Origin of the sequence: Bacillus sp. FSL W7-1034 (assembly GCF_038593365.1) — a bacterium.
GTDB classification, from domain to species: domain Bacteria; phylum Bacillota; class Bacilli; order Bacillales; family Bacillaceae; genus Bacillus; species Bacillus altitudinis.
In genome coordinates, this window is sequence record NZ_CP151989.1 from 58,730 (window position 1) to 82,445 (window position 23,716).

Consider the following 23,716-nt stretch of genomic DNA (forward strand, 5'->3'; position numbering starts at 1 on the left):
GAAATCAGTCCTTATTTAGGATATATTTTTCTATGGATAATAGGGATATTGGAGGCCAATCAATGGATAAGCGGTTCGCAGTGATTTTAGCAGCGGGAAAAGGAACAAGAATGAAGTCAAAGTTATACAAAGTACTTCATCCAGTTTGCGGAAAGCCAATGGTCGAGCATGTGGCAGATCAAGCGTTAAAGCTATCTTTAGCCAAGCTTGTGACGATTGTCGGTCATGGAGCAGAGGACGTCAAGAAGCAGCTTGGGGACAGAAGTGAATATGCACTTCAAGAAGAACAGCTGGGAACAGCACATGCCGTCAAACAAGCCAAATCGTTCCTCGCGCAGGAAAAGGGAACAACCATTGTCATTTGTGGAGATACACCATTATTGACAGCGGAAACAATGGAAGCCATGTTAAGCGAGCATCAAAAACAACAAGCGAAAGTCACGATTTTGACAGCACACGCGGATGATCCAACAGGTTATGGACGTATTCTTCGTGATGAAACAGGTGCTGTGGTAAAGATCGTCGAGCATAAAGATGCAAATGATGCTGAACGTCAAGTGAATGAAATTAATACTGGAACCTATTGCTTTTCAAATGAAGATCTCTTCCGTGTGATTGAGCAAGTGTCAAATGAAAATGCACAAGGTGAATACTATTTGCCGGATGTCATTGAAATTCTAAAGAATGAAGGACAGACGGTTGCAGCGTATCAAACACCGCATTTTGAAGAAACACTTGGAGTCAATGATCGTATCGCTCTATCACAAGCAGAGCAATTCATGAAGCGACGTATTAATCATCAGCATATGAAGAATGGTGTAACCTTGATTGATCCTGAGAACACGTATATCTCGCCCGATGCAGTCATCGGTGAAGATACAATGATTTATCCTGGGACGGTCATCAAAGGAAATGTAAAGATTGGTGCAGATGCCACAATGGGTCCGAACACTGAAATTGTTGATAGCGTAATTGGAGATCGGACAGTCATTAAGCAGTCTGTTGTCTGTGATAGTGAAGTTGGGGTAGATGTGACAATTGGACCGTTTGCTCATATTCGCCCGTTGTCGAAAATTGGCGATGAAGTGAAGATCGGAAATTTTGTCGAAATCAAGAAAACAGTTTTCGGTGACCGAAGCAAAGCGTCTCATCTAAGCTATATTGGAGATGCAGAGGTCGGAACGGATGTAAACCTTGGTTGTGGATCCATTACAGTTAATTATGATGGGAAGAACAAATTCTTAACGAAGATTGAAGATGGCGCATTTATTGGCTGTAATTCAAATCTCGTTGCACCAGTCACTGTCGGAAAAGGGGCATATGTTGCAGCCGGTTCAACGGTTACAGAAGATGTACCGCAGGATGCATTGTCTATTGCTAGAGCAAGACAAGTCAATAAAGAAGATTATGTGAAAAATATTCATAAAAAATAATCCAAATACCCGGAGGTTTACCATGTCTAATCGTTATGCTGATGCGAATTTAAAGATATTCTCTTTGAATTCAAACCCTGAACTTGCCAAAGAAATTGCCGATCGTATCGGAGTTGATGTAGGAAAGAGCTCTGTTAAACGTTTTAGTGACGGTGAAGTCCAAATCAATATTGAAGAAAGTATCCGTGGCTGTGATTGTTATGTTATTCAATCTACTAGTGCGCCAGTCAATGAGCACATTATGGAGCTACTCATTATGGTAGATGCACTAAAACGCGCTTCTGCGAAAACGGTCAATATTGTCATCCCTTATTACGGATATGCACGTCAAGATCGTAAGGCGAAACCTCGTGAGCCAATCACGGCGAAGCTTTTTGCGAACTTACTTGAAACAGCAGGTGCTACACGTGTCATTGCACTTGACCTTCATGCGCCGCAAATCCAAGGTTTCTTTGATATTCCAATCGATAACTTAATGGCTGTGCCAATCTTAACAAACTATTTTGAACAGAAAAACTTAAATGATATCGTTGTTGTGTCTCCTGACCACGGTGGTGTTACGCGTGCGCGCAAAATGGCGGACCGCCTGAAAGCACCAATCGCAATTATCGACAAACGTCGTCCGAAGCCGAACGTGGCTGAAGTGATGAACATCATTGGGAACATTGAAGGCAAAACGGCGATTCTCATCGATGATATCATTGATACAGCTGGTACGATTACACTTGCTGCAAATGCACTTGTGGAAAATGGAGCGGCTGAAGTCTATGCTTGTTGTACTCACCCAGTATTGTCTGGACCAGCAGTAGAACGTATTACAAACTCTAAAATTAAAGAATTAGTTGTGACAAACAGTATTCATTTAACAGATGACAAGAAAGTTGGAAAATTCATTCCGCTTTCAGTTGGGCCTTTGCTTGCAGAAGCCATCATCCGTGTACATGAAGAAGAATCTGTGAGCTACCTTTTCAGCTAATTTTCTGATTGAAAAAGGCCCTAGGCATCAGCTTGGGGTCTTTTTGCTGTGATAAATGAAAGACAAACATGTTTAAAATGATTCAGTTATGGGTATTTATGAAAGTAGTGACAAAAAAGAAATAGGATGGTGCTGAATATGGCAACTTTAAAAGCAAATAAAAGAACTGATTTCAAACGTTCCACACTGCAAAAAATCCGTCATTCAGGACACGTTCCTGGTGTCATATACGGAAAAAATACAGACAACCTTGCTGTTTCATTAGACAGTATTGATTTATTAAAGACATTACGTGATGAAGGAAAAAACACAATCATCACATTAGACGTTGGCGGTGAAACAAAATCTGTGATGGTAACAGAATTGCAAACAGATCCGTTGAAAAATGAGCTTGTCCACGCTGATTTCCAAGTGGTCGACTTACAGCGAGAAATTGACGCAGATGTACCTGTACAACTCATTGGCGAATCCAAAGGTGTAAAGGATGGCGGTGTGCTTCAGCAGCCACTATTTGAGCTATCCATTACAGCAAAACCAAAGGATATCCCGCAAAATATTGAAGCTGATATTACAAACTTAGAAGTAAATGACGTACTAACAGTTGGTGATCTGACTGTTCAATCTACGTATCAAATTAATAATGATCCAGAAGAAGTTGTTGCTTCGATCTTACCGCCTCAGCAATCAGAGGTTCCAGAGCCAGATAGTGAAGAGGAAACGCAAGAGCCTGAGGCCATTAAAGAAAAAGATGACAGCGAAGAATAACTGGTCAATTAGAGACGTAACCCTCCCGCGGTTACGTCTTTTGTGCTAGAATGAAAAGAATTCATACGTTTTGCATGAGGCAATCACATTGGCTCATTTTTTAGGCGTGTGCATGTGCGACAAAGGAGGTTATTGGTTTCATGATTGCGTTCGTTGGATTGGGTAATCCAGGAAAAGAATATGAAAAAACAAGACATAACGTCGGGTTTATGACAATAGATGAACTATCAAAAAAATGGGACATCCCATTAAATCAATCAAAATTCCATGGACAATATGGAACTGGGTTTGTTTCGGGGCAAAAGGTTCTACTTGTGAAGCCTCTTACATATATGAACTTATCAGGGGAATGTGTGCGTCCGCTGATGGATTACTATGATATTCCCCTTGAACATTTGAAGGTCATCTATGATGATCTTGATTTGCCAACGGGCCGGATTCGTTTGCGTACTAAAGGAAGTGCAGGCGGACATAACGGAATCAAATCGTTGATTCAGCATTTAGGTTCACCAGAGTTTGACCGATTCCGTATCGGCATCGGCCGTCCACAAAACGGCATGAAGGTCGTCGATTACGTACTAGGACGCTTCTCAGAGGAAGAACAGCCTGATATCTCATCTGCTATTCAAGCATCTGTTGAAGCTTGTGAAGCGGCTTTAACAAAGCCATTTTTAGAAGTGATGAATGATTTTAACAAGAAGGTATAAGAATGATAAGCAAAGCACATACTGATCATAAAATCTCAGCATGGGAGGATCACGTATGGCTTTGCACTATTACTGCCGGCACTGTGGTGTAAAGGTTGGCAGTCTAGATGAATCCGCTGTCCAAAGTGAAGCACTTGGATTTCATCACTTAACAAATGAGGAAAGAAACGATATGATTTCTTATAGGGAAAATGGTGATTTACATGTACAAACCATTTGTGAGGATTGCCAAGAGGCGCTCGAAAGAAATCCTGATTACCATCAGTATCATACCTTTATTCAATAAAAAGCTTTGGTGTAGATAATAGACCAAAGCGTTTTTCTGTTTTAAACAAGCAGGGAGGAGGAGCCAAATGAAAAATATACAATCATTTATCAAACAAAGTGATGATTTTCAGTCCATTTTTAATGGGCTAAAGGAAGGTTTAAAAGAACAACTGCTCGCCGGACTATCAGGCTCCGTCAGATCTTTATTTACAGCCGCCATATCAGACGAATTAAAGCGGCCGATGTTTATTGTGACACACAACTTATATCAAGCGCAGAAGGTCACAGATGATCTATCAAGTGTGATGCCAGATCGCTCGGTCCTTCTTTATCCTGTCAATGAACTCATTGCATCTGAAATTGCTGTGGCAAGCCCGGAGCTTAGAGCGCAGCGTCTTGATGTATTGAATCGTCTCGCGAATGGAGAAAATCCGATTGTCGTGACCCCAGCAGCTGCAGTGCGTAGAATGCTTCCTCCTGTTGAGCTCTGGAAGGAGAGTCAGATCCATTTAAAGGTTGGTGAAGAAATTGATTTGGAGGCGTTTTCAAAACAACTCGTGCAAATCGGTTATGACCGGACGTCCATGGTCGCTGCGCCCGGAGACTTTAGTGTGCGCGGAGGAATCATTGACATTTATGCATTAACGGAAGACCACCCGATCCGTATTGAGCTGTTTGATACAGAAGTGGATTCTATTCGGTCCTTCCACTCTGACACGCAGCGTTCATTGGAAACACTTCAAGAAATCAAGATTGGCCCGGCGAAAGAGCTGATTGTAAGAGGGCCTGAACGAGTGAGAGCGATTGAACAGCTTGACGAAGGTCTTGCCAACAGTTTAAAGAAATTCAACTCGGATAAACAAAAAGAACTGCTCCATCAGAATATTTCTGCTGATCGTGAGAAGCTGCTAGAAGGTATTGTGACACAAGAAATGACGAAGTATCTGTCCTATTTCTATGAAAAGCCTGCTAGTTTGCTAGATTATACATCGCAGGATACGATTATCATTCTAGATGAAATCAGCAGAATTCAGGAGATGGAAGAACAGCTTGAACAGGAAGAAGCAGATTGGACAATTAGTCTGCTGGAAGAAGGGAATATCCTGCATGATCTAGCCCTTTCCTTCCCATTTCAAGAGCTGTTCAATCAGCAATCGAGATCGATTCTGTACTATTCCTTATTTTTGAGACATGTTCAGCAGACCAATCCGCAAAATATCGTCAATGTATCTAGTAAGCAAATGCAGAATTTCCATGGGCAGATGAATGTGCTTGCAAGTGAAATTGAACGCTACAAAAAGCAGAATTATACGGTTGTCTTTTTAGGTGCGGATGAAGAGCGGACAGAGAAGCTGTCATCTGTCTTGCATGATTATGACATTGAAGCAGCTCTTGCTAAACCTGATGCTGAGCTTGTCAGCGGGCAAGTATATATTTTACAAGGTGAGCTGCAAACCGGTTTTGAACTGCCTTTATCCAAAATTGCTGTCATTACAGAGGGTGAACTTTTCAAGAAACGTGTGAAAAAGCAGGCACGTAAGCAAAAGCTGACGAACGCAGAGCGAATCAAAAGCTATTCAGAGCTGCAAGTGGGCGATTACGTGGTGCACATTAACCACGGGATCGGTAAGTATTTAGGAATTGAAACGCTTGAAATTGGCGGCATTCATAAAGATTATTTAAATATTCATTATCAAGGAAGCGACAAGCTTTATGTCCCTGTTGAACAAATTGATCAGGTGCAGAAGTATGTTGGGTCAGAAGGAAAAGAACCAAAGCTATACAAACTAGGCGGCAGCGACTGGAAGCGCGTGAAGAAAAAAGTAGAATCATCTGTGCAGGACATTGCAGATGATCTGATTAAGCTGTACGCAGAACGTGAAGCAAGCAAAGGGTATGCCTTCTCGCCTGACCATGAGATGCAGCGCCAGTTTGAATCGGCATTCCCTTACCAAGAAACAGACGATCAAATTCGCTCGATTCATGAAATCAAACAAGACATGGAGCGGGAGCGCCCGATGGATCGTCTGCTTTGTGGAGATGTGGGCTATGGAAAAACAGAGGTGGCGATTCGAGCGGCCTTCAAAGCTATTGCCGACGGGAAGCAGGTGGCACTGCTTGTACCAACAACAATCTTAGCGCAGCAGCATTTTGACACGATTATGGACAGATTCCAAGACTATCCTGTTAAAATCGCTCAGCTTAGCCGCTTCCGTACACGAAAAGAAACAACAGAAACCTTAAAAGGGCTGAAAAACGGAACGATTGATATGGTCATTGGGACGCATCGTCTTCTTTCAAAAGACATTGTGTACAAGGATTTAGGACTGTTAATTATTGATGAAGAGCAGCGCTTCGGTGTGACGCATAAAGAGAAAATTAAACAAATGAAAGCCAATATTGATGTGCTGACGTTAACGGCAACGCCAATTCCTCGTACGCTTCATATGTCGATGCTTGGCGTACGTGACTTATCTGTTATTGAAACACCACCTGAGAACCGTTTCCCAGTTCAAACCTATGTTGTCGAGTACAATGGTGCGTTAGTTAGAGAAGCCATTGAGCGAGAACTGGCAAGAGGCGGTCAAGTGTACTTCCTTTATAACCGAGTGGAGGATATTGAACGAAAAGCAGATGAAATCTCGATGCTTGTTCCAGACGCAAAAGTAAGCTACGCACATGGGAAAATGAGTGAGAACGAGCTGGAATCCGTGATGATTAATTTCCTAGAAGGTGAATCGGATGTACTCGTCAGTACAACCATTATCGAAACGGGCGTAGACATACCAAATGTGAACACGCTCATTGTTCACGATGCTGATAAAATGGGGCTTTCGCAACTGTACCAGTTAAGAGGACGAGTTGGGCGCTCGAATCGTGTGGCCTATGCTTATTTCACTTATCGAAAAGATAAAGTGCTTTCTGAAGTAGCAGAGAAAAGACTTCAAGCTATTAAAGAATTCACTGAGCTCGGATCAGGCTTTAAGATTGCGATGCGTGACTTAACGATTCGAGGAGCAGGAAATTTACTTGGTGCACAGCAGCATGGATTTATTGATTCTGTTGGATTCGACCTTTACTCTCAAATGCTGAAAGAAGCCATTGAAGAAAGAAGAGGCGATACGACTGCTCAAGAAAAATTTGAGCCGGAAATTGATCTCCAAATTGATGCCTACATTCCAGATAGCTATATTTCTGATGGCAAACAAAAGATCGAGATGTATAAACAGTTTAGAGCGATTGGATCAATAGAAGAGCGGAAAGAGCTTCAAGATGAAATGATTGACCGATTCGGAGAATATCCGCAAGAAGTGGCTGATTTGTTCACGATTGCGACGATGAAGGTGTACGCTGTGCAGGAACGTGTCGAGTTGATCAAGATGGAGAAAGGCATTGTCAGACTTACTCTCGATGAAAAAGCTAGCAGCGACATCGATGGTCAAAAATTATTTGAGCTTGGCAGTCAATATGGACGTGATATCGGTCTTGGCATGGAAGGCAGCAAGCTGATTATTTCTGTCCAAACAAAAGGCAAGAAAACGGAGGAGTGGCTTGAAGTCGTTCTTCGTATGCTTCGAGGTCTTCAAGATGTGAAAAAAGAAACCATTCCATCTTCATAAAATTTTGTTGGTCTCTCGTGTATATTACGTTTGATGTGACAGATACTAATCTCAGGGTCAAGTGGTGAATGTTGCATAAAGTGGACGCTTTTGTTCCATTCACCCAACACATCATCAAACGAAAGAGAGGCAGCAGTGAATGAAAGCAACTGGAATTGTACGCCGCATCGATGATCTAGGTAGAGTGGTTATACCGAAGGAGATTCGCAGAACATTGCGCATCCGGGAAGGAGATCCACTTGAGATTTTTGTCGACCGCGATGGAGAAGTCATTTTGAAGAAGTATTCACCGATTAGTGAGCTAGGAGACTTTGCGAAGGAATATGCTGATGCTTTATTCGACAGTTTGGGTCATTCTATCCTCATCTGTGATCGTGATACGTATATTGCTGTATCCGGCAGTTCAAAAAAAGAGTACTTAAACAAATCCATTAGTGATTTACTTGAACGAACAATGGATCAGCGTAATTCTGTATTAGAGGACAGCAAGAAAGAAATTCAGCTTGTGGATGGTATTGATGATGATGTATCAGCTTATACCATTGCACCTATTGTTGCAAACGGAGATCCAATTGGCGCCGTCGTCTTATTTTCTAAAGAGCGTTCAATGGGAGAAGTGGAGCATAAAGCGGCAGAAACGGCAGCTGGCTTCTTAGCCCGTCAAATGGAACACTAGGTCTAATAATTGTATATCATTTTGATAAAACGAAAGAATGCCGATGAAATCATTTTGATTTTGTCGGCGTTTTTTTATATGGAATGAAACAAAACGAGGAATGTGCCGTCTACTCCTTATAAAGAAACGGCTTTTCATTCACATATGATATAATGAGTGCGTTTAAATGCAGGTATATTTTTTGATTGAACATAAAGGAGTCATCCATGAAAAATGCTGTGAATCAGCCGCATTGGCTTTTCCAAGGTGCGGTGATTTTAACCATCGCAGGCTTGTTATCAAAGGTACTGAGTGCCGTATATCGTGTCCCTTTTCAAAATATCGTAGGAGACACAGGTTTTTATATTTATCAGCAGGTCTATCCCTTTCTTGGCATTGCGATTATGCTCGGCACCACTGGTTTTCCTGTGATGGTGTCCAAGCTCCTGAGCGAGCATGGTGAGGAGAATCGCCGAATCATTACAAAGGTATCCTTGGTGTATATCACTTTGCTGAGCTTGGTCTTATTTCTTTGTTTATATATAGGAGCAGGCACAATTGCGAATCTCATGGCGGACAGTCAATTAATGCTTCTCATCCAGATGAGTTCGTTTGTGTTTTTATTTCTGCCACTTACCGTGATGCTGAGGGGTGTTTTTCAGAGTGATGGGCTGATGCTCCCCACTGCGGTCTCTCAATTGGCTGAGCAGCTCATCAGAGTAGGCGTCCTGCTTGTTTTATCTTTCTATTTTGTGAGACATGGCTATTCGCTTTATGAAACAGGAGCGGGTGCGGTGTTCTCTTCTATAGCTGGAAGTGCTGCTTCACTCCTTTTGCTTCTTTTCCTTTGGCTGACCTATCGGAAGCGGTTGTCAGCGAGCAAGACATTAAAACAGGCTACACTGCGGAAAAAAGATGTGCTGAAGAGTTTGGTGCTGTATACATTGACGATTTGTGTGAGTGGATTGCTGATCCTATGGATGCAAATGATCGATGCTTTTCACTTGTATGCGCTGCTGCGCAGTGAGGGACTGAGTGAAGCAGCTGCAAAGGCGGCAAAAGGCGTATATGACCGAGGTCAGCCGTTCCTGCAGCTCGGGACGGTGTTTGCAATTAGTATCGGGACGTCTCTTGTTCCGTTTTTGTCGTCGGCCTTAAGAAAAGGGCAGCATGAAGCAATTCGTGAAAAAGTACGTACATCGTTTAAGGCAACATCGGTGCTGGGGATTGGTTCAGCTGTCGGGCTTATATGTATTTTATCGTCTGTAAACATTATGCTTTTTCGTAATGACTTAGGGACAGATGCGCTGCAAATATTTTGCATATCCATTGCCTTTACATCAATGGCGATTACGCAAACCGCTTTACTTCAGGGTCTGGGACATACCGTGTACCCGGCTATTGTGGTCCTGATCAGTGTACTGGTGAAATGGGGGCTGACGCTGGCTCTTGTCCCGTTATTCGGCATTTATGGAGCCGCATGGTCGACTGTTTGTGGGTTTCTCGCCGCCGCTGCGCTCAATGCGGTGTATTTGAAGCATAAAGGGTGGATTTCAATAAGAGAGCTATTCCCAGTGAAAATTCTTTTATCAGCAGCATTCATGGCCGTCGTTTTAATTGGATATCAGGCATTGTTTTCTTGGGTCATTCCCTTTGAGAAACGTCCGTTTTCTGTTTTAGAGAGCCTGACTTCAGTTTTTATTGGTGGTTTCGCCTTTTTATATAGTATTCTTAAGCTAGACGTATTTACGGAAGAGGAATGGAGACTCATTCCATTAGGAGAAAAGATTTTATATTTTAAACAGATGAGAGGGAATTGAAATGGCAGGTAAGATTACAGTCGTTGGTCTTGGGGCAGGCGACATGGATCAGCTGACGCTCGGTGTATATAAGCAGCTGAAGCAGGCGAAAGAAGTATACATGAGAACGCAGGATCATCCACTCACCGCAGAATTGATGCAGGAAGTCCCGTCTCTGACCTTTTTTGATGAGATATATGAAAAGCATGATCAGTTTGATGCAGTGTATGAGGAAATCACAGACATTCTCTTCCGAGAGGCTGAGGAGAAAGATATTGTTTATGCAGTACCAGGTCACCCGTTTGTAGCGGAAAAGACAGTGCAGCTTCTTGTTTCACAACAGAAGGAGCGCGGGGTTGAGGTGTACGTGGCTGGTGGACAAAGCTTTTTGGATGCGACGTTTAATTCCTTACAGATTGACCCAATTGAAGGGCTGCAATTCGTTGACGCAGGGGATATGAGAGCGGATGATCTAAAGTTGACCCAGCATGTGCTGATCTGTCAAGTATATGATCAGATGACAGCCTCGAATGTGAAGCTGACCCTCATGGAAAAGCTACCTGACGATTATGAAGTCTTTATCGTAACGGCAGCTGGAAGCAGTCAGGAACAGATTACAGGTGTTCCTTTATTTGAACTTGATCGAGATGTGTCGATAAATAACTTAACGAGTGTTTATGTGCCTCCAATCCAAGATGAAAAGCTACTTTATCAACAATTTGACACTTTCCGTGAAGTCATTCGTACATTAAGAGGTCCTGGCGGTTGTCCTTGGGATCAAAAACAAACGAATGAGTCGCTCAAACCATATTTAATTGAAGAATGTTATGAGCTGCTGGAAGCCATAGATGAAGACGATCCAGATCATATGGTTGAAGAACTCGGAGATGTACTGCTTCAAGTTTTACTCCATGCTCAAATTGGTGAAGATGATGGTTACTTCTCAATGGATGACGTCATCCAGCATGTCACAGAAAAAATGATTCGACGACATCCGCATGTGTTTGGTGATACGGATGTGTCTGAAGCATCAGATGTCGTCGCCAACTGGGAAAAAATCAAGCAGCAGGAAAAACCGGAGCGTGCAGCATCTATTTTGCAATCCATTCCAACGACTCTTCCAGCTTTAACAAAAGCCTATAAGCTCCAAAAGAAAGCAGCGAAAGTGGGCTTCGATTGGACAGAAGTAGAGGATATTTGGAACAAATACGAAGAGGAAAAGCAGGAATTCCTTGTGGAAGTGGCAGAGAAAACGGATGAAGGTGCAACAAAGCAGATGAAGGATGAATTTGGGGATCTTTTATTTGTTCTCGTCAACATCGGCAGATTTTATCACCTAGAGCCTGAAACCGCCCTCTCTTCTGCAAACACAAAATTTATGCGGCGCTTTCAGCATATTGAACAAAAAGCAAAGGACATAGGGCGTTCACTAGAGGACTTGACCCTAGAAGAAATGGACGATCTGTGGAACGATGCCAAACGCATAGAAAGAGGTGAACATACATGAGACTAGATAAATTCTTAAAAGTGTCTCGTTTAATCAAAAGAAGAACATTGGCAAAAGAAGTAGCCGATCAAGGGAGAATTTCCATTAATGGCACTCAGGCGAAAGCCAGCTCTGACGTGAAAGAAGGAGACGAGCTTCAAATCCGCTTCGGCCAAAAGCTTGTGACCGTTCAAGTCAACGAGTTAAAAGACACAACGAAAAAAGAAGAAGCTGCTGGCATGTATACCGTGCTAAAAGAAGAGAAAACAGCAGAGTAGGGCTTGTTCTAAATGTCCCGCCTGTCACATACAATGCAGTAACAATGCAAGTATGAGATATGGGGGATGTATAAATGAATCAATATTATAATCAACCTCAAGGCACGAAGTTGTCATCAGAAGCCGAGCATCATGTCACAATGCGCAACAGAAAGCATTTAGATATTACCGGGGTCAAACAAGTCGAGAGCTTTGATAATGAAGAATTTCTGCTTGAGACTGTCATGGGAGTCCTCGCCATTCGCGGAGAAAATCTGCAAATGAAAAACTTAGATGTAGAAAAGGGCGTTGTGTCCATTAAAGGGCGTGTCTTTGACTTAATCTATGTAGATGAGCAGCACGGGGAGAAAGCTAAAGGATTTTTTAGCAAGCTGTTTAAATGACACTGACGGTCCAGTTTTATACGATGCTTTCGATGGCGGCGATGGGCATCTGGCTGGGCGCATCGCTGGATACGTACAAGCTGTTTGTGAACCGGGAAAAAACAGCAAAATGGCTGCTGGTCATTCACGACCTCCTTTTTTGGGTGGTGCAGGGTCTCTTATTCTTTTATGTCCTGCTGCTGACCAATGAGGGAGAATTCAGGCTTTATATTTTTCTAGCTGTTGCTTTAGGTTTCTCGATGTACCAGGCATTGATGAAACAGCTGTATATGAACATCCTCAAGTTTGTGATGAGGTGTATTTATCAGACTGTTCTCGTCCTGAAAAGGCTGATCATGTCGATGGTTTTCCAGCCCATTCGCTGGATCGTTGGTTTGATCATAAGTGCTCTTCTGTTCTTGTTCCACTTGCTCTTACGCCTTGTTCGTTTTGCGTTTCGACTCGTGTGGAAGGTGCTGTATATTGTTTGTTATCCGCTTATTTGGTTACTCAATGTAACCATTATTCATCGAATTCCCGAAAAATGGCGAACATCAATGAGGTTGTTTTTCTCAAAAGGAGCAGGAATTTTACAAGGGATCAAGAAAGTATCTCGTACCATGAAAACGAAATGGAAACAATTCTGGACAAAGTAAGAGAGGAGGCCTTCATCCTTGAACGAGAGAAAAAGAAATATCGCACAAATTCAAAATGATTATCAAAAACAAATGGAACAGCAAGCGCAGCGCCTAAAACGCAAACGCCGGGGACTCCTTAGAAGGCTTACCGTGTTTGGAGTCATTGTGCTCATGTTTGCTGTTTTGGTAACAAGTGCCCTCTGGTCGCAATCGTCTGCATTGAAAGAAAAAGAAGAGAAGAAGGTTGCGCTTGAAAAAGAATTGAAGCAATTACAAACAAAGCAGGAAGATATTTCTGATGAAATTAAAAAGCTGAAAAGCAAGGAATACGTACTCGAACTGGCACGACGGGACTATTATATGTCCAAAAAAGGCGAAAAAATCTTTGATGTGGGCAATAAGAGCGATTAGCCTTGTTGACACTTAAAATTCAGTTTATGTATAATTGAACAAATGAGATTTTTTTATAAGTCTAAGGAGGAGCACTTTTTTTATGTCGATTGAAGTTGGCAGCAAGTTACAAGGGAAAGTTACGGGCATTACAAATTTTGGAGCTTTTGTGGAGTTGCCAGGCGGTTCAACTGGTCTCGTTCATATCAGTGAGGTAGCCGATAACTATGTAAAAGATATTAATGAGCATTTAAAAGTCGGTGAACAAGTTGAAGTGAAAGTGATTAACGTTGAAAAAGACGGTAAAATCGGCTTGTCCATTAAAAAAGCAAAAGATCGTCCTCAACAACAACAATCAAGACCGAGCAGAAATGATTTCCGTCCGAAGGAATCGTTTGAGCAAAAAATGAACAAATTCTTAAAAGATAGTGAAGACCGCTTAACATCTTTAAAACGTAACACGGAATCAAAACGTGGGGGACGCGGAGCAAGAAGAGGTTAACTTGTTGCTGCTTTCTATATATCTTTCACAACAAAGCACCTGCTGTTTAGCGGGTGCTTTTTTTCAATACAAATTCAACGTTTTTTGTGATTTCGCCATTTAATTTAAAACTTTCTATTGACGGACAAGCGAATCCTTTGTATTATAGTTCTTGTGCTTCTTAGCGCATTTTATATTATGGCGGTGTAGCTCAGCTGGCTAGAGCGTACGGTTCATACCCGTGAGGTCGGGGGTTCGATCCCCTCCGCCGCTATCCTTTTAAAAAGAACAATAAGCAAGGCCCGTTGGTCAAGCGGTTAAGACACCGCCCTTTCACGGCGGTAACACGGGTTCGAATCCCGTACGGGTCATCTTCAAAACAGCTTTCTATAGGAAAGCTGTTTTTTTGTGCTTTCGTAAAATTCTGATGAAAGACATCGACTTTCAAGAAAGTATGCCTTTTTGGCAAATAAAGCGTCGAACGTTTTATGGAAACGACAACTTCTTTTGACAAAATTTCTTTTTCACCTTCGCTATAATGACAAGCAACGAATATCAGGTGGGGGATGAAAAGATGGAAAAACTAGAAAGAAGAACTGATTTAACGGGAGCCGGGTTTGAAAGAATCAGTGCAGGGTTAAAAAAGATGAAAAACCTGTTTCTTCATCATACGCATTCTCTTTTTTTCTATAAAGGGTTTATTTATGTTGTTCTGGGCTTTTTATTGGGACGAGCCTTTATCTTATCTGAAATTATGCCGTTTGCATTGCCTTTCTTTGGGTCCATGGTGCTCATTAAAAGGGATAAAGCCATGCTTGCTTGTCTTGCTTTACTCGCTGGAGCGATGACGATATCACCTCAAAATGCATTATTCGTGTTTGCGTCATTGATCGTGTTCCTTCTCATGTCAAAGGTCGTTTCATTCATCATCAAAGACCCAGTGAAAACATTACCGGTTGTGATTGTGCTCTCAATGCTGATGACAAGGGGAGCTTTTGTATACCTCGAGCAGGGTGCGGTTCAAAGCTATGACTATGTGATGGCAGGGGTTGAAGCTGGACTTGCCTTCATTTTGACACTGATTTTTCTTCAAAGTTTGCCGATATTTACAGTCAGGAAAATCAAACACTCTTTAAAGGTTGAAGAAATTATTTGCTTTATGATATTAATCGCTTCAGTTTTAACAGGTCTGGCTGGGATCACATTTCAAGGAATGCAGGCAGAGCATATTTTGTCACGATATGTAGTGCTGAGCTTTGCCTTTATTGGAGGAGCGAGTATTGGTTGTACAGTGGGTGTTGTAACTGGATTAATTCTTGGTCTCGCCAACATCGGCAACCTTTATCAGATGAGTCTGCTTGCCTTTTCGGGCTTATTAGGCGGATTATTAAAAGAGGGGAAAAAAGCAGGAGCAGCCATCGGCTTGATTGTGGGTTCTTTACTAATCTCCCTCTACGGTGAAGGGTCAGCAGGGCTAATGACAACGCTATATGAATCACTCATCGCAGTTGCACTGTTTTTGCTCACGCCACAGTCAGTAACGTCCAAGGTGGCAAAATATATTCCTGGTACGGTAGAGCATGTACAGGAACAGCAGCAATATGCCAGAAAAGTACGAGACGTGACAGCAAAAAAGGTAGATCAATTCTCTAATGTATTTCATGCGCTGTCTGAGAGTTTTGCGACATTTTACGAATCCATTCCTGAGGAGAAGAAGCAGGAAGAGGATGTAGATCTTTTTTTAAGTACGATCACAGAACGTTCCTGTCAAACGTGCTATAAGAAAAATAAATGCTGGGTGCAGAACTTTGATACAACCTATGAACTCATGAAACAAGTTATGCATGAATCTGATGAAAAAACGTACGAGCATAACCGGAAGTTGAAAAAGAAATTCAGTCAGCACTGCTCAAAATCAAAGCATGTAGAAGAATTGATTGAAGAGGAGATAGCTTACTATAAAGCAAATCAGACCTTAAAGAAAAAGGTCCAAGACAGCAGGCGCCTTGTGGCCGAACAACTTATGGGTGTCTCACAAGTCATGGAGGATTTTTCCCGGGAAATAAAACGAGAAAGAGAGCAGCATTTTATTCAGGAAGAGCAGATGATAGAAGCACTTCAGAACTTTGGAATTGAAATTCAGCAAGTTGAAATTTATAGCTTAGAACAGGGAAATGTTGATATAGAGATGAGAATTCCCTATTGCCAAGGTCATGGGGAATGCGAAAAAATCATCGCTCCAATGCTCTCGGATATTTTAGAAGAACAAGTTTTAGTCAAAGCAGAGCAGTGTGCGGATCATCCAACAGGTTATTGTCATGTTGTATTCGGTTCTGCAAAATCGTATCGAGTGTCTACAGGTGTAGCACATGCAGCGAAAGGCGGAGGATTAGTATCTGGAGACAGCTACAGCATGATGGAGCTGGGTGCAGGTAAATATGCCGCAGCTATTAGTGATGGGATGGGAAATGGAGCAAGAGCCCATTTTGAAAGCAATGAAACGATCAAGCTGTTAGAAAAAATCTTGGCGTCTGGTATTGATGAAAAAGTAGCGATTAAAACGATTAATAGCATTTTATCTTTACGGACAACAGATGAAGTCTATTCCACATTAGACTTATCTATCATTGATTTACAGGATGCGAGCTGTAAGTTCCTCAAGATTGGCTCCACCCCAAGTTTTATTAAACGTGGTGATCAAGTGATGAAGGTACAGGCCAGCAACTTGCCTATTGGCATTATTGATGAATTTGAAGTAGAAGTGGTGAGTGAACAGATGAAGGCAGGAGATCTCCTTATCATGATGAGCGACGGTATCTTTGAAGGACCAAAGCATATCGAAAATCATGATTTGTGGGTCAAACGAAAAATGAAGAGCTTTAAAACAGAAGATCCGCAAGAGATTGCTGATTTATTAATGGAGGAGGTCATTCGCACAAGAGCAGGTCAAATCGATGACGATATGACGGTTGTCGTCATTAGGCTCGACCACAATACACCAAAATGGGCATCCATTCCGACAGGTACATTCTATCTCCAGAAACAAGAGATTTCTTGAAATATCGTATAATATGAATTTCTTCTGGCGATGATGGGGATATAAGCATTCAGTTACAATCCCAGGAGGAATGAAGATGCGAAAAGGTCACGTAAACCAAATCTTACTGATTACAGATGGCTGCTCAAATCATGGGGAAGACCCACTTGCGATTGCCGCATTGGCAAAGGAGCAAGGGATCACAGTCAATGTCATTGGCATTATGGAAGAGAACAGACACGATCATGAAGCGATGAAAGAAGTAGAGGGGATTGCTCTAGCAGGCGGAGGCATTCATCAGGTTGTCTACGTTCAGCAATTGTCTCAAACCGTACAAATGGTTACAAAAAAGGCGATGACGCAAACGTTACAAGGTGTTGTGAATAAAGAATTGCAGCAAATTCTTGGCAAAGATACTGAAATTGAAGAACTTCCCCCAGATAAGCGTGGAGAAGTGATGGAAGTTGTGGACGAGCTCGGTGAGACTGTTCATCTTAAAGTGCTTGTGCTTGTGGATACGAGTGCAAGTATGAAACCGAAGTTGCCAACGGTCAAAGAAGCACTCATCGATCTCTCTATTAGTCTAAATTCGAGAATTGGTGAAAATCAGTTTGGGATGTGTGTATTTCCCGGGAAAAACTCAGATGCAGAAATTGTGTTGAACTGGACGCCACGGTTCGATTCGTTATCATCGATTTTCCCGAAGCTGACAACAGGAGGAATTACACCGACAGGACCAGCAATTCGAGAAGCACTCCAGCATTTCAAATCAGTTCGTTCACGAAAAGGGCTGCTTGAAGCGAAGGAAGAACATGATGAATTCGGCTTCTAACATCCCATTAGGTACAATGATAAAGGGAAAGTGGCATCACCAACATTACCGCATTGTAAAAGAGCTGGGAAAAGGGGCGAACGGTGTGGTCTATCTGGCCGAATCGCCAAAGGGGCAAGTGGCCCTTAAAGTGAGTGATGACAGTATGCTCATTGCATCTGAAGTCAATGTATTAAAATCCTTTTCAAAGGCTCCTGTGAAAACCATGGGGCCTTCTTTTTATGATATGGATGATGCTCTTTATCCTGGAATGTCAGAGAAACGGTCGTTTTATGTCATGGAGTATGTCAGAGGGCCATTGCTGCTTGAATTTGTGAAACAAAAAGGTGATGAATGGATCGTCGTTCTCATGATTCAACTGTTGTCTAACCTTGCTCACTTACATAAGGAAGGCTGGATCTTCGGTGACTTGAAGCCTGATAATCTCATCGTTTCAGGCCCCCCAGCTACGATTCGATGTATTGATGTTGGAGGAACAACGAAGGCAGGAAGGGCGATTAAGGAATACACCGAGTTTTTTGACCGCGGCTACTGGGGCTTCGGTACAAGAAAAGCAGAACCTTCTTATGATCTATTTGCCTTAAGTATGGTCATGGTGAACTGTGCCTATAAAAAAGAATTTAAAAAAGGGGCAGAACCAGAAAAGCAGCTTTATCGAGCGATTGAAGGACATCCTTTATTAAAGCGATATGAGAGGGTGTTAAAAGCGGCTCTCCAAGGCAAATATCAATCAGCGGCAGACATGAAAAGCGCGATGTTGAAAGAAGGACAATTGCTTGCTTCAAGAAAATCACGACAAAAGAAGCCATCACAGCAAAATAGGCAAAAGCCAGCTGTTTCCCAACATCAACAGGCCGCACCTTCACGATCAAGAGCTGCTGCTGCGAAAAGAACATCAGTACGCAAAAAATCAGGCGGTCTTTTTGAAACCATTCTCATCTTATGCAGTGTGCTCGCTCTTTACTGTGCCTATGTGGTTTTATTCCTATTATAGAGCTGTAAAAAAGCAGGCTTCTTCTTTGCTTGGAGCTAATGAAAGTGATAGGATATGTATATCTTTAAATTACCTGCTCTTTGTGAGGAGGAAGTTGTGAATAGAATTGAATCTTTTCTGAAAAAACATGATGTTTTCCTTGAAAATACGACAGTCATTGTCGGGGTTTCTGGCGGACCAGATTCTATGCTCTTGCTGCATGAACTAAACAAACGTCGAAAAGGTTCCTTTCAGCTGATTGCAGCCCATGTAGATCACATGTTCAGAGGAGAAGAATCCTTTGCTGATTTGGCATTTGTTGAAGCGTACTGTAAAGAGCATGAGATCCTTTTTGAATCGGCTCGTATACAGGTCGCCCAATATGCAAAAGAAAACCGCTTAAACAAACAGGCAGCTGCAAGAGAGTGCAGATATGCTTTCTTTCGTCAATTGATGGAACAGTACAACGCTCAATTTATAGCACTTGCACATCATGGAGACGATCAAGTAGAAACAATGGTGATGAGGCTGACAAGAGGGACTGTTGGAATAGGACTCGCAGGTATGCAAGCAAAGCGCCCTTTTCAAGAAGGGTGGCTGATTCGTCCGCTGATTGGATATTCTAAGGATGATGTACTCACTGCTTGCGAAAAAGAACAAGTTCCTTATGTCATTGATCAAAGCAATCACACCGATGACTACTTGAGAAACCGGATCAGAAGACACGTTCTTCCCGTGTTAAAAGAAGAGGCACCTCATGTGCATGAAAGCTTTCAGTTTGTAAGTGACATGCTGACTGAGGATGAGCAGTACTTGCAGGCATTAACAAAGGATCAAATGCATCAAGTCATTACGAATCAAACGCCTAAGCAAATTGAGATCAAAACGAAGCCTTTGCTTGACCTGCCTTTGCCTTTACAAAGAAGAGGCATTCAACTAATATTAAACTATCTTTATGAAAACACTCAATCAGCGTTTTCAAACCAGCATATTCTAGGGACTTTGGACTGGTTATCTCATACTGATCAACCGTCTGGATCATTAGATTTGCCAAAAGGTTTACAAGCTGTCAAATCTTATGATCACTGTATGTTTACCTTTGAACGATCGCTTGTCATAGATCAGTCATATACTCATCATTTAAAAGGTGAGCTTGGCGAGGAACTTTTTCTCCCGAATGGACAGTCTATCTTAGTATCAAATCATGTTCCGGAGGATGCACGGAACGGAAACCATTTTTTCTTGCTTCAAAAAGATCATGTTCGTCTTCCTTTGATCATTCGCTCACGAAAAAACGGTGATCGAATCAAACTTAAAGGGATGAATGGATCAAAAAAGGTGAAAGATATATTTATTGATAAAAAAGTGCCTCTTGCAGAAAGAGACAGCTGGCCGATCGTCACTGACTCGGATCATCAAATCATCTGGATCCCAGGTCTGAAAAAATCCGTTTTTGAAGAAATTGATATGACAAACAGCGATCTCATTGTATTACAATATAGACAGCACGAAAATTTGTAGGGGGCAAGCAAAAGCATGAAACAAGATATTGAAAAGATTTTGATCTCAGAAGAAGAGATCCAGCTAAAAGTGAAGGAACTGGGTGCAACATTAACCAGCGATTATGATGGTAAATTTCCCCTGGCTATTGGTGTTTTGAAAGGGGCTCTTCCATTCATGGCAGACCTGATCAAACACATTGATACATATTTAGAGCTTGATTTTATGGATGTATCTAGCTACGGAAAGTCTACCGTATCTTCTGGAGAAGTGAAGATCATCAAAGATCTAGATACTTCTGTTGAAGGAAGAGATATTCTAATTATGGAAGATATCATCGACAGTGGGTTAACTTTGAGTTATCTGGTAGAGCTTTTCCGATACCGTAAAGCAAACTCCATTAAAATTGTGACATTGCTTGATAAACCAAGCGGCCGCAAAGCAGACATCAAAGCAGATTATGTTGGGTTTGAAGTACCAGATGCATTTGTTGTTGGCTATGGATTGGATTTTGCCGAACGTTACCGAAACCTCCCGTATATTGGAGTGTTAAAACCATCTGTTTACGAAGGCTAATGAGCACACGTTTACATGAGGTTATTGGTTGTGTTGGAATGATTTTCTATGATACTATTGAACATAGTTGTGCTTACTGTGGGAGGAGGTAAGGAATGAATCGGGTTTTTCGTAATACGATTTTTTATATACTTATTTTATTACTTGTGATAGGGGTTGTCAGTTGGTTAGGATCCCCTAATCAAAAGCCTGAGAACATGTCTTACAGCAAATTTTCGCAAAATTTAAGTGCGGGAAAAGTGGAGAGTATCTCCATCCAGCCTGTAAGAGGGGTTTATGAAATTCGTGGTCAATTAGATGGCGCGAAGAAAGATGAATACTTCATTACCCATGTTCCAGATGGTCAAGGTGTTGACCAGATTTACAGTGCACTGAAGAATACAGATGTAAAAGTAGAACCAGCACCTGAAACAAATGGATGGCTGCAAGTTCTGACAACCATCATTCCATTCATCATCATCTTTATCCTGTTCTTCTTCTTATTGAACCAAGCTCAAGGCGGTGGAAGCCGTGTCATGAACTTTGGTAAGAGTAAGGCGAAGCTTTACACAGAAGAGAAGAAACGTGTGAAATTTAAAGATGTTGCCGGTGCGGATGAAGAAAAACAAGAGCTCGTAGAAGTGGTTGAATTCTTAAAAGATCCACGTAAATTTGCGGAGCTTGGCGCAAGAATCCCTAAAGGGGTTTTACTAGTAGGACCTCCAGGTACAGGTAAAACATTGCTTGCGAGAGCATCTGCAGGAGAAGCAGGCGTTCCTTTCTTCAGCATCAGTGGTTCTGACTTCGTCGAGATGTTCGTCGGTGTCGGTGCTTCACGTGTACGTGATTTGTTTGAAAATGCGAAAAAGAATGCACCTTGCTTAATCTTTATTGATGAGATTGATGCAGTGGGTCGTCAGCGTGGAGCAGGTCTTGGCGGTGGTCATGATGAGCGTGAACAAACGCTTAACCAGCTTCTTGTTGAAATGGATGGTTTTAGTGCCAACGAAGGGATTATTATCATTGCTGCAACGAACCGTGCAGATATCCTAGATCCTGCATTGCTACGTCCGGGACGTTTTGACCGTCAAATTACGGTTGACCGCCCAGATGTCATTGGCCGTGAAGAAGTACTGAAGGTTCATGCGAAAAACAAACCGCTTGATGATACAGTCAACTTGAAAGCCATTGCAAGCAGAACACCAGGGTTCTCTGGGGCAGATCTTGAGAACTTACTAAACGAAGCAGCACTTGTTGCTGCCCGTCAAAACAAAAAGAAAATTGATATGCGTGATATCGACGAAGCAACTGACCGTGTCATTGCTGGACCGGCTAAGAAAAGCCGTGTCATTTCGAAGAAAGAACGTAATATCGTGGCGTACCATGAAGCAGGTCATACCGTCATTGGGCTTATCCTAGACGAAGCGGATATGGTGCATAAAGTAACGATCGTTCCTCGTGGTCAGGCAGGCGGATATGCGGTCATGCTTCCAAGAGAAGACCGTTATTTCCAAACGAAGCCAGAGCTTCTTGATAAAATCGTCGGCTTGCTCGGCGGCCGTGTTGCAGAGGAAATTACGTTTGGTGAAGTAAGTACAGGCGCACACAACGACTTCCAGCGTGCAACAGGTATTGCAAGAAGAATGGTCACAGAATTCGGTATGTCTGATAAACTTGGTCCTCTACAATTCGGTCAAGCACAAGGAGGTCAAGTATTCCTTGGCCGTGATTTTAACAACGAGCCGAATTATAGTGAAGCGATCGCTTATGAAATTGACCAAGAAGTTCAGCGCTTCATCAAAGAAAGCTACGAACGTGCGAAACAAATTCTCACTGAGAATAAAGATAAGCTAGAAATCATCGCACAAGCTCTTCTAGAAGTGGAAACATTAGATGCTGAACAAATTAAATCTCTTTACGAAACTGGAAAGCTTCCAGAGCGTGTATACGCAGATGACGAAGAGAAAAACGATGATGTGAAAGTGAACATCAAGAAAAAAGAAGAAGACGAGGAGATCTAATCTCCTTCTATAAAAAGCTGTCGGGCTCACCGGCAGCTTTTTTTTATTTCGATTCATGAATGGATCGGTTTCGAATTGTTTACAAATGGAACTCAATTCGTGTATGGTATGATAGAAAGTCGAAAAATGCTCTTTTTGAGACACTATTCAAAGTGGTGATGAAGTTGTTACTCGTGATAGATGTAGGAAACACAAATACCGTTTTAGGTGTTTATCATAATGGCGATTTGAACTACCATTGGCGGATTGAAACAAGCCGTCATAAAACAGAAGATGAATTTGGTATGGCAATCCGATCCTTATTTGACTATGTAGGGCTGATGTTTGACCAGATAGAAGGGATTATCATTTCTTCTGTTGTCCCGCCAATGATGTTTGCTCTGGAAAGAATGTGCGAAAAGTATTTTCACATTACTCCTCAAATCGTTGGGCCTGGCATGAAGACTGGATTAAACATTATGTGTGATAATCCAAAGGAAGTCGGCGCTGATCGAATTGTGAACGCAGTGGCGGCCATTCACCTGTATGGGGCGCCTCTCATTGTGGTAGACTTTGGAACGGCCACAACCTACTGCTATATCAATGAACAAAAACAATACATGGGTGGCGCAATTGCACCGGGTATTACCATCTCAACAGAAGCTTTATATACAAGAGCGGCTAAGCTGCCGAGAATTGAAATTGTCCGTCCAGATCACATTGTTGGAAAAAATACCATCAGTGCGATGCAATCCGGCATCCTTTATGGATATGTTGGTCAAGTCGAGGGCATAGTGAAACGGATGAAGCAGCAAGCCAAACAAACACCGAAAGTCATTGCAACAGGCGGTTTGTCTACATTGATTGGAAATGAATCAGACTGTATTGATATTGTCGATCCGTTCCTCACATTAAAAGGACTTCAATTAATTTATGAACGCAATCGTGTCGGTGTATTATAG

Annotated in this window: 21 protein-coding genes and 2 tRNA genes; all 23 read left to right on the top strand. The window is 42.1% G+C overall.

What is annotated here, in order from left to right; all coding sequences use genetic code 11:
• Window positions 1-62: 62 nt before the first annotated feature.
• Window positions 63-1,433 carry a bifunctional UDP-N-acetylglucosamine diphosphorylase/glucosamine-1-phosphate N-acetyltransferase GlmU gene (gene glmU / locus NST73_RS00320; protein WP_342499297.1) on the top strand — a complete coding sequence of 457 codons (1,371 nt, stop codon included), beginning with the start codon at window positions 63-65 and terminating at the stop codon, window positions 1,431-1,433.
• Between the two features lie 22 nt (window positions 1,434-1,455).
• Window positions 1,456-2,409 carry a ribose-phosphate diphosphokinase gene (locus tag NST73_RS00325; protein ID WP_003217907.1) on the top strand — a complete coding sequence of 318 codons (954 nt, stop codon included), beginning with the start codon at window positions 1,456-1,458 and terminating at the stop codon, window positions 2,407-2,409.
• A gap of 138 nt (window positions 2,410-2,547) precedes the next feature.
• Window positions 2,548-3,174 (top strand): 50S ribosomal protein L25/general stress protein Ctc, encoded by a 627-nt coding sequence (locus tag NST73_RS00330; protein ID WP_017359319.1) that lies wholly within the window; start codon window positions 2,548-2,550, stop codon window positions 3,172-3,174.
• A gap of 140 nt (window positions 3,175-3,314) precedes the next feature.
• Window positions 3,315-3,881 (top strand): aminoacyl-tRNA hydrolase, encoded by a 567-nt coding sequence (gene pth / locus NST73_RS00335; protein ID WP_007496201.1) that lies wholly within the window; start codon window positions 3,315-3,317, stop codon window positions 3,879-3,881.
• Between the two features lie 55 nt (window positions 3,882-3,936).
• Window positions 3,937-4,167, top strand: a complete 231-nt coding sequence (locus NST73_RS00340) for an anti-sigma-F factor Fin family protein (protein WP_003217967.1) — start codon at window positions 3,937-3,939, stop codon at window positions 4,165-4,167.
• A 67-nt stretch (window positions 4,168-4,234) separates the two neighbouring features.
• Window positions 4,235-7,768: a transcription-repair coupling factor gene (gene mfd, locus NST73_RS00345; RefSeq protein WP_144680501.1), complete on the top strand. Its 3,534-nt coding sequence runs from the start codon at window positions 4,235-4,237 to the stop codon at window positions 7,766-7,768.
• A gap of 139 nt (window positions 7,769-7,907) precedes the next feature.
• Window positions 7,908-8,444 carry a stage V sporulation protein T gene (gene spoVT / locus NST73_RS00350; RefSeq protein ID WP_007496196.1) on the top strand — a complete coding sequence of 179 codons (537 nt, stop codon included), beginning with the start codon at window positions 7,908-7,910 and terminating at the stop codon, window positions 8,442-8,444.
• 206 nt (window positions 8,445-8,650) lie between these two features.
• Entirely contained in the window at window positions 8,651-10,243 is a 1,593-nt protein-coding gene (locus NST73_RS00355; protein WP_135009443.1) for a polysaccharide biosynthesis protein, read from the top strand.
• A gap of 1 nt (window position 10,244) precedes the next feature.
• Complete coding sequence (gene mazG, locus NST73_RS00360) at window positions 10,245-11,729, top strand: nucleoside triphosphate pyrophosphohydrolase (RefSeq protein ID WP_058337196.1); 1,485 nt, start codon at window positions 10,245-10,247, stop codon at window positions 11,727-11,729.
• The gene (locus NST73_RS00365) at window positions 11,726-11,986 is read left to right on the top strand and encodes an RNA-binding S4 domain-containing protein (protein ID WP_008341839.1); all 261 of its coding nucleotides are present in this window, start codon (window positions 11,726-11,728) and stop codon (window positions 11,984-11,986) included. Before mazG ends, NST73_RS00365 begins: the two co-directional genes overlap by 4 nt.
• A gap of 74 nt (window positions 11,987-12,060) precedes the next feature.
• Window positions 12,061-12,369 (top strand): sporulation protein YabP, encoded by a 309-nt coding sequence (gene yabP, locus NST73_RS00370; protein WP_007496190.1) that lies wholly within the window; start codon window positions 12,061-12,063, stop codon window positions 12,367-12,369.
• The gene (gene yabQ, locus NST73_RS00375; protein WP_039170118.1) at window positions 12,366-13,004 is read left to right on the top strand and encodes a spore cortex biosynthesis protein YabQ; all 639 of its coding nucleotides are present in this window, start codon (window positions 12,366-12,368) and stop codon (window positions 13,002-13,004) included. The genes yabP and yabQ overlap by 4 nt, the downstream gene beginning before the upstream one ends.
• Window positions 13,005-13,022: 18 nt before the next feature.
• Entirely contained in the window at window positions 13,023-13,397 is a 375-nt protein-coding gene (locus tag NST73_RS00380) for a septum formation initiator family protein (RefSeq protein WP_007496186.1), read from the top strand.
• An 82-nt stretch (window positions 13,398-13,479) separates the two neighbouring features.
• On the top strand, window positions 13,480-13,878 hold the full coding sequence (locus NST73_RS00385; protein ID WP_003217901.1) for a S1 domain-containing RNA-binding protein: 399 nt from the start codon (window positions 13,480-13,482) through the stop codon (window positions 13,876-13,878).
• A 179-nt stretch (window positions 13,879-14,057) separates the two neighbouring features.
• Window positions 14,058-14,131: transfer RNA gene (locus NST73_RS00390), tRNA-Met, on the top strand.
• Between the two features lie 25 nt (window positions 14,132-14,156).
• A tRNA-Glu gene (locus NST73_RS00395) sits at window positions 14,157-14,228 on the top strand.
• Between the two features lie 203 nt (window positions 14,229-14,431).
• Window positions 14,432-16,915: a stage II sporulation protein E gene (gene spoIIE, locus NST73_RS00400; RefSeq protein ID WP_342495145.1), complete on the top strand. Its 2,484-nt coding sequence runs from the start codon at window positions 14,432-14,434 to the stop codon at window positions 16,913-16,915.
• A gap of 76 nt (window positions 16,916-16,991) precedes the next feature.
• Window positions 16,992-17,726, top strand: a complete 735-nt coding sequence (locus NST73_RS00405) for a VWA domain-containing protein (protein WP_342499298.1) — start codon at window positions 16,992-16,994, stop codon at window positions 17,724-17,726.
• Window positions 17,710-18,720 (top strand): protein kinase, encoded by a 1,011-nt coding sequence (locus tag NST73_RS00410; RefSeq protein ID WP_082055600.1) that lies wholly within the window; start codon window positions 17,710-17,712, stop codon window positions 18,718-18,720. The genes NST73_RS00405 and NST73_RS00410 overlap by 17 nt, the downstream gene beginning before the upstream one ends.
• 96 nt (window positions 18,721-18,816) lie before the next feature.
• Window positions 18,817-20,220: a tRNA lysidine(34) synthetase TilS gene (tilS, locus tag NST73_RS00415; RefSeq protein ID WP_342499299.1), complete on the top strand. Its 1,404-nt coding sequence runs from the start codon at window positions 18,817-18,819 to the stop codon at window positions 20,218-20,220.
• A 15-nt stretch (window positions 20,221-20,235) separates the two neighbouring features.
• Window positions 20,236-20,775: a hypoxanthine phosphoribosyltransferase gene (hpt, locus tag NST73_RS00420; protein ID WP_007496175.1), complete on the top strand. Its 540-nt coding sequence runs from the start codon at window positions 20,236-20,238 to the stop codon at window positions 20,773-20,775.
• Between the two features lie 95 nt (window positions 20,776-20,870).
• Window positions 20,871-22,775: an ATP-dependent zinc metalloprotease FtsH gene (gene ftsH / locus NST73_RS00425; protein ID WP_024719367.1), complete on the top strand. Its 1,905-nt coding sequence runs from the start codon at window positions 20,871-20,873 to the stop codon at window positions 22,773-22,775.
• 164 nt (window positions 22,776-22,939) lie between these two features.
• Window positions 22,940-23,716 carry a type III pantothenate kinase gene (locus NST73_RS00430; RefSeq protein WP_008341820.1) on the top strand — a complete coding sequence of 259 codons (777 nt, stop codon included), beginning with the start codon at window positions 22,940-22,942 and terminating at the stop codon, window positions 23,714-23,716.

What these genes read in the sequence shown, in the direction of transcription:
- glmU (WP_342499297.1), top strand. Translation starts at nt 63, where the DNA reads ATGGATAAGCGGTTCGCAGTGATTTTAGCAGCGGGAAAAGGAACAAGA.
- NST73_RS00325 (WP_003217907.1), top strand. Translation starts at nt 1,456, where the DNA reads ATGTCTAATCGTTATGCTGATGCGAATTTAAAGATATTCTCTTTGAAT.
- NST73_RS00330 (WP_017359319.1), top strand. Translation starts at nt 2,548, where the DNA reads ATGGCAACTTTAAAAGCAAATAAAAGAACTGATTTCAAACGTTCCACA.
- pth (WP_007496201.1), top strand. Translation starts at nt 3,315, where the DNA reads ATGATTGCGTTCGTTGGATTGGGTAATCCAGGAAAAGAATATGAAAAA.
- NST73_RS00340 (WP_003217967.1), top strand. Translation starts at nt 3,937, where the DNA reads ATGGCTTTGCACTATTACTGCCGGCACTGTGGTGTAAAGGTTGGCAGT.
- mfd (WP_144680501.1), top strand. Translation starts at nt 4,235, where the DNA reads ATGAAAAATATACAATCATTTATCAAACAAAGTGATGATTTTCAGTCC.
- spoVT (WP_007496196.1), top strand. Translation starts at nt 7,908, where the DNA reads ATGAAAGCAACTGGAATTGTACGCCGCATCGATGATCTAGGTAGAGTG.
- NST73_RS00355 (WP_135009443.1), top strand. Translation starts at nt 8,651, where the DNA reads ATGAAAAATGCTGTGAATCAGCCGCATTGGCTTTTCCAAGGTGCGGTG.
- mazG (WP_058337196.1), top strand. Translation starts at nt 10,245, where the DNA reads ATGGCAGGTAAGATTACAGTCGTTGGTCTTGGGGCAGGCGACATGGAT.
- NST73_RS00365 (WP_008341839.1), top strand. Translation starts at nt 11,726, where the DNA reads ATGAGACTAGATAAATTCTTAAAAGTGTCTCGTTTAATCAAAAGAAGA.
- yabP (WP_007496190.1), top strand. Translation starts at nt 12,061, where the DNA reads ATGAATCAATATTATAATCAACCTCAAGGCACGAAGTTGTCATCAGAA.
- yabQ (WP_039170118.1), top strand. Translation starts at nt 12,366, where the DNA reads ATGACACTGACGGTCCAGTTTTATACGATGCTTTCGATGGCGGCGATG.
- NST73_RS00385 (WP_003217901.1), top strand. Translation starts at nt 13,480, where the DNA reads ATGTCGATTGAAGTTGGCAGCAAGTTACAAGGGAAAGTTACGGGCATT.
- spoIIE (WP_342495145.1), top strand. Translation starts at nt 14,432, where the DNA reads ATGGAAAAACTAGAAAGAAGAACTGATTTAACGGGAGCCGGGTTTGAA.
- NST73_RS00405 (WP_342499298.1), top strand. Translation starts at nt 16,992, where the DNA reads ATGCGAAAAGGTCACGTAAACCAAATCTTACTGATTACAGATGGCTGC.
- NST73_RS00410 (WP_082055600.1), top strand. Translation starts at nt 17,710, where the DNA reads ATGAATTCGGCTTCTAACATCCCATTAGGTACAATGATAAAGGGAAAG.
- hpt (WP_007496175.1), top strand. Translation starts at nt 20,236, where the DNA reads ATGAAACAAGATATTGAAAAGATTTTGATCTCAGAAGAAGAGATCCAG.
- ftsH (WP_024719367.1), top strand. Translation starts at nt 20,871, where the DNA reads ATGAATCGGGTTTTTCGTAATACGATTTTTTATATACTTATTTTATTA.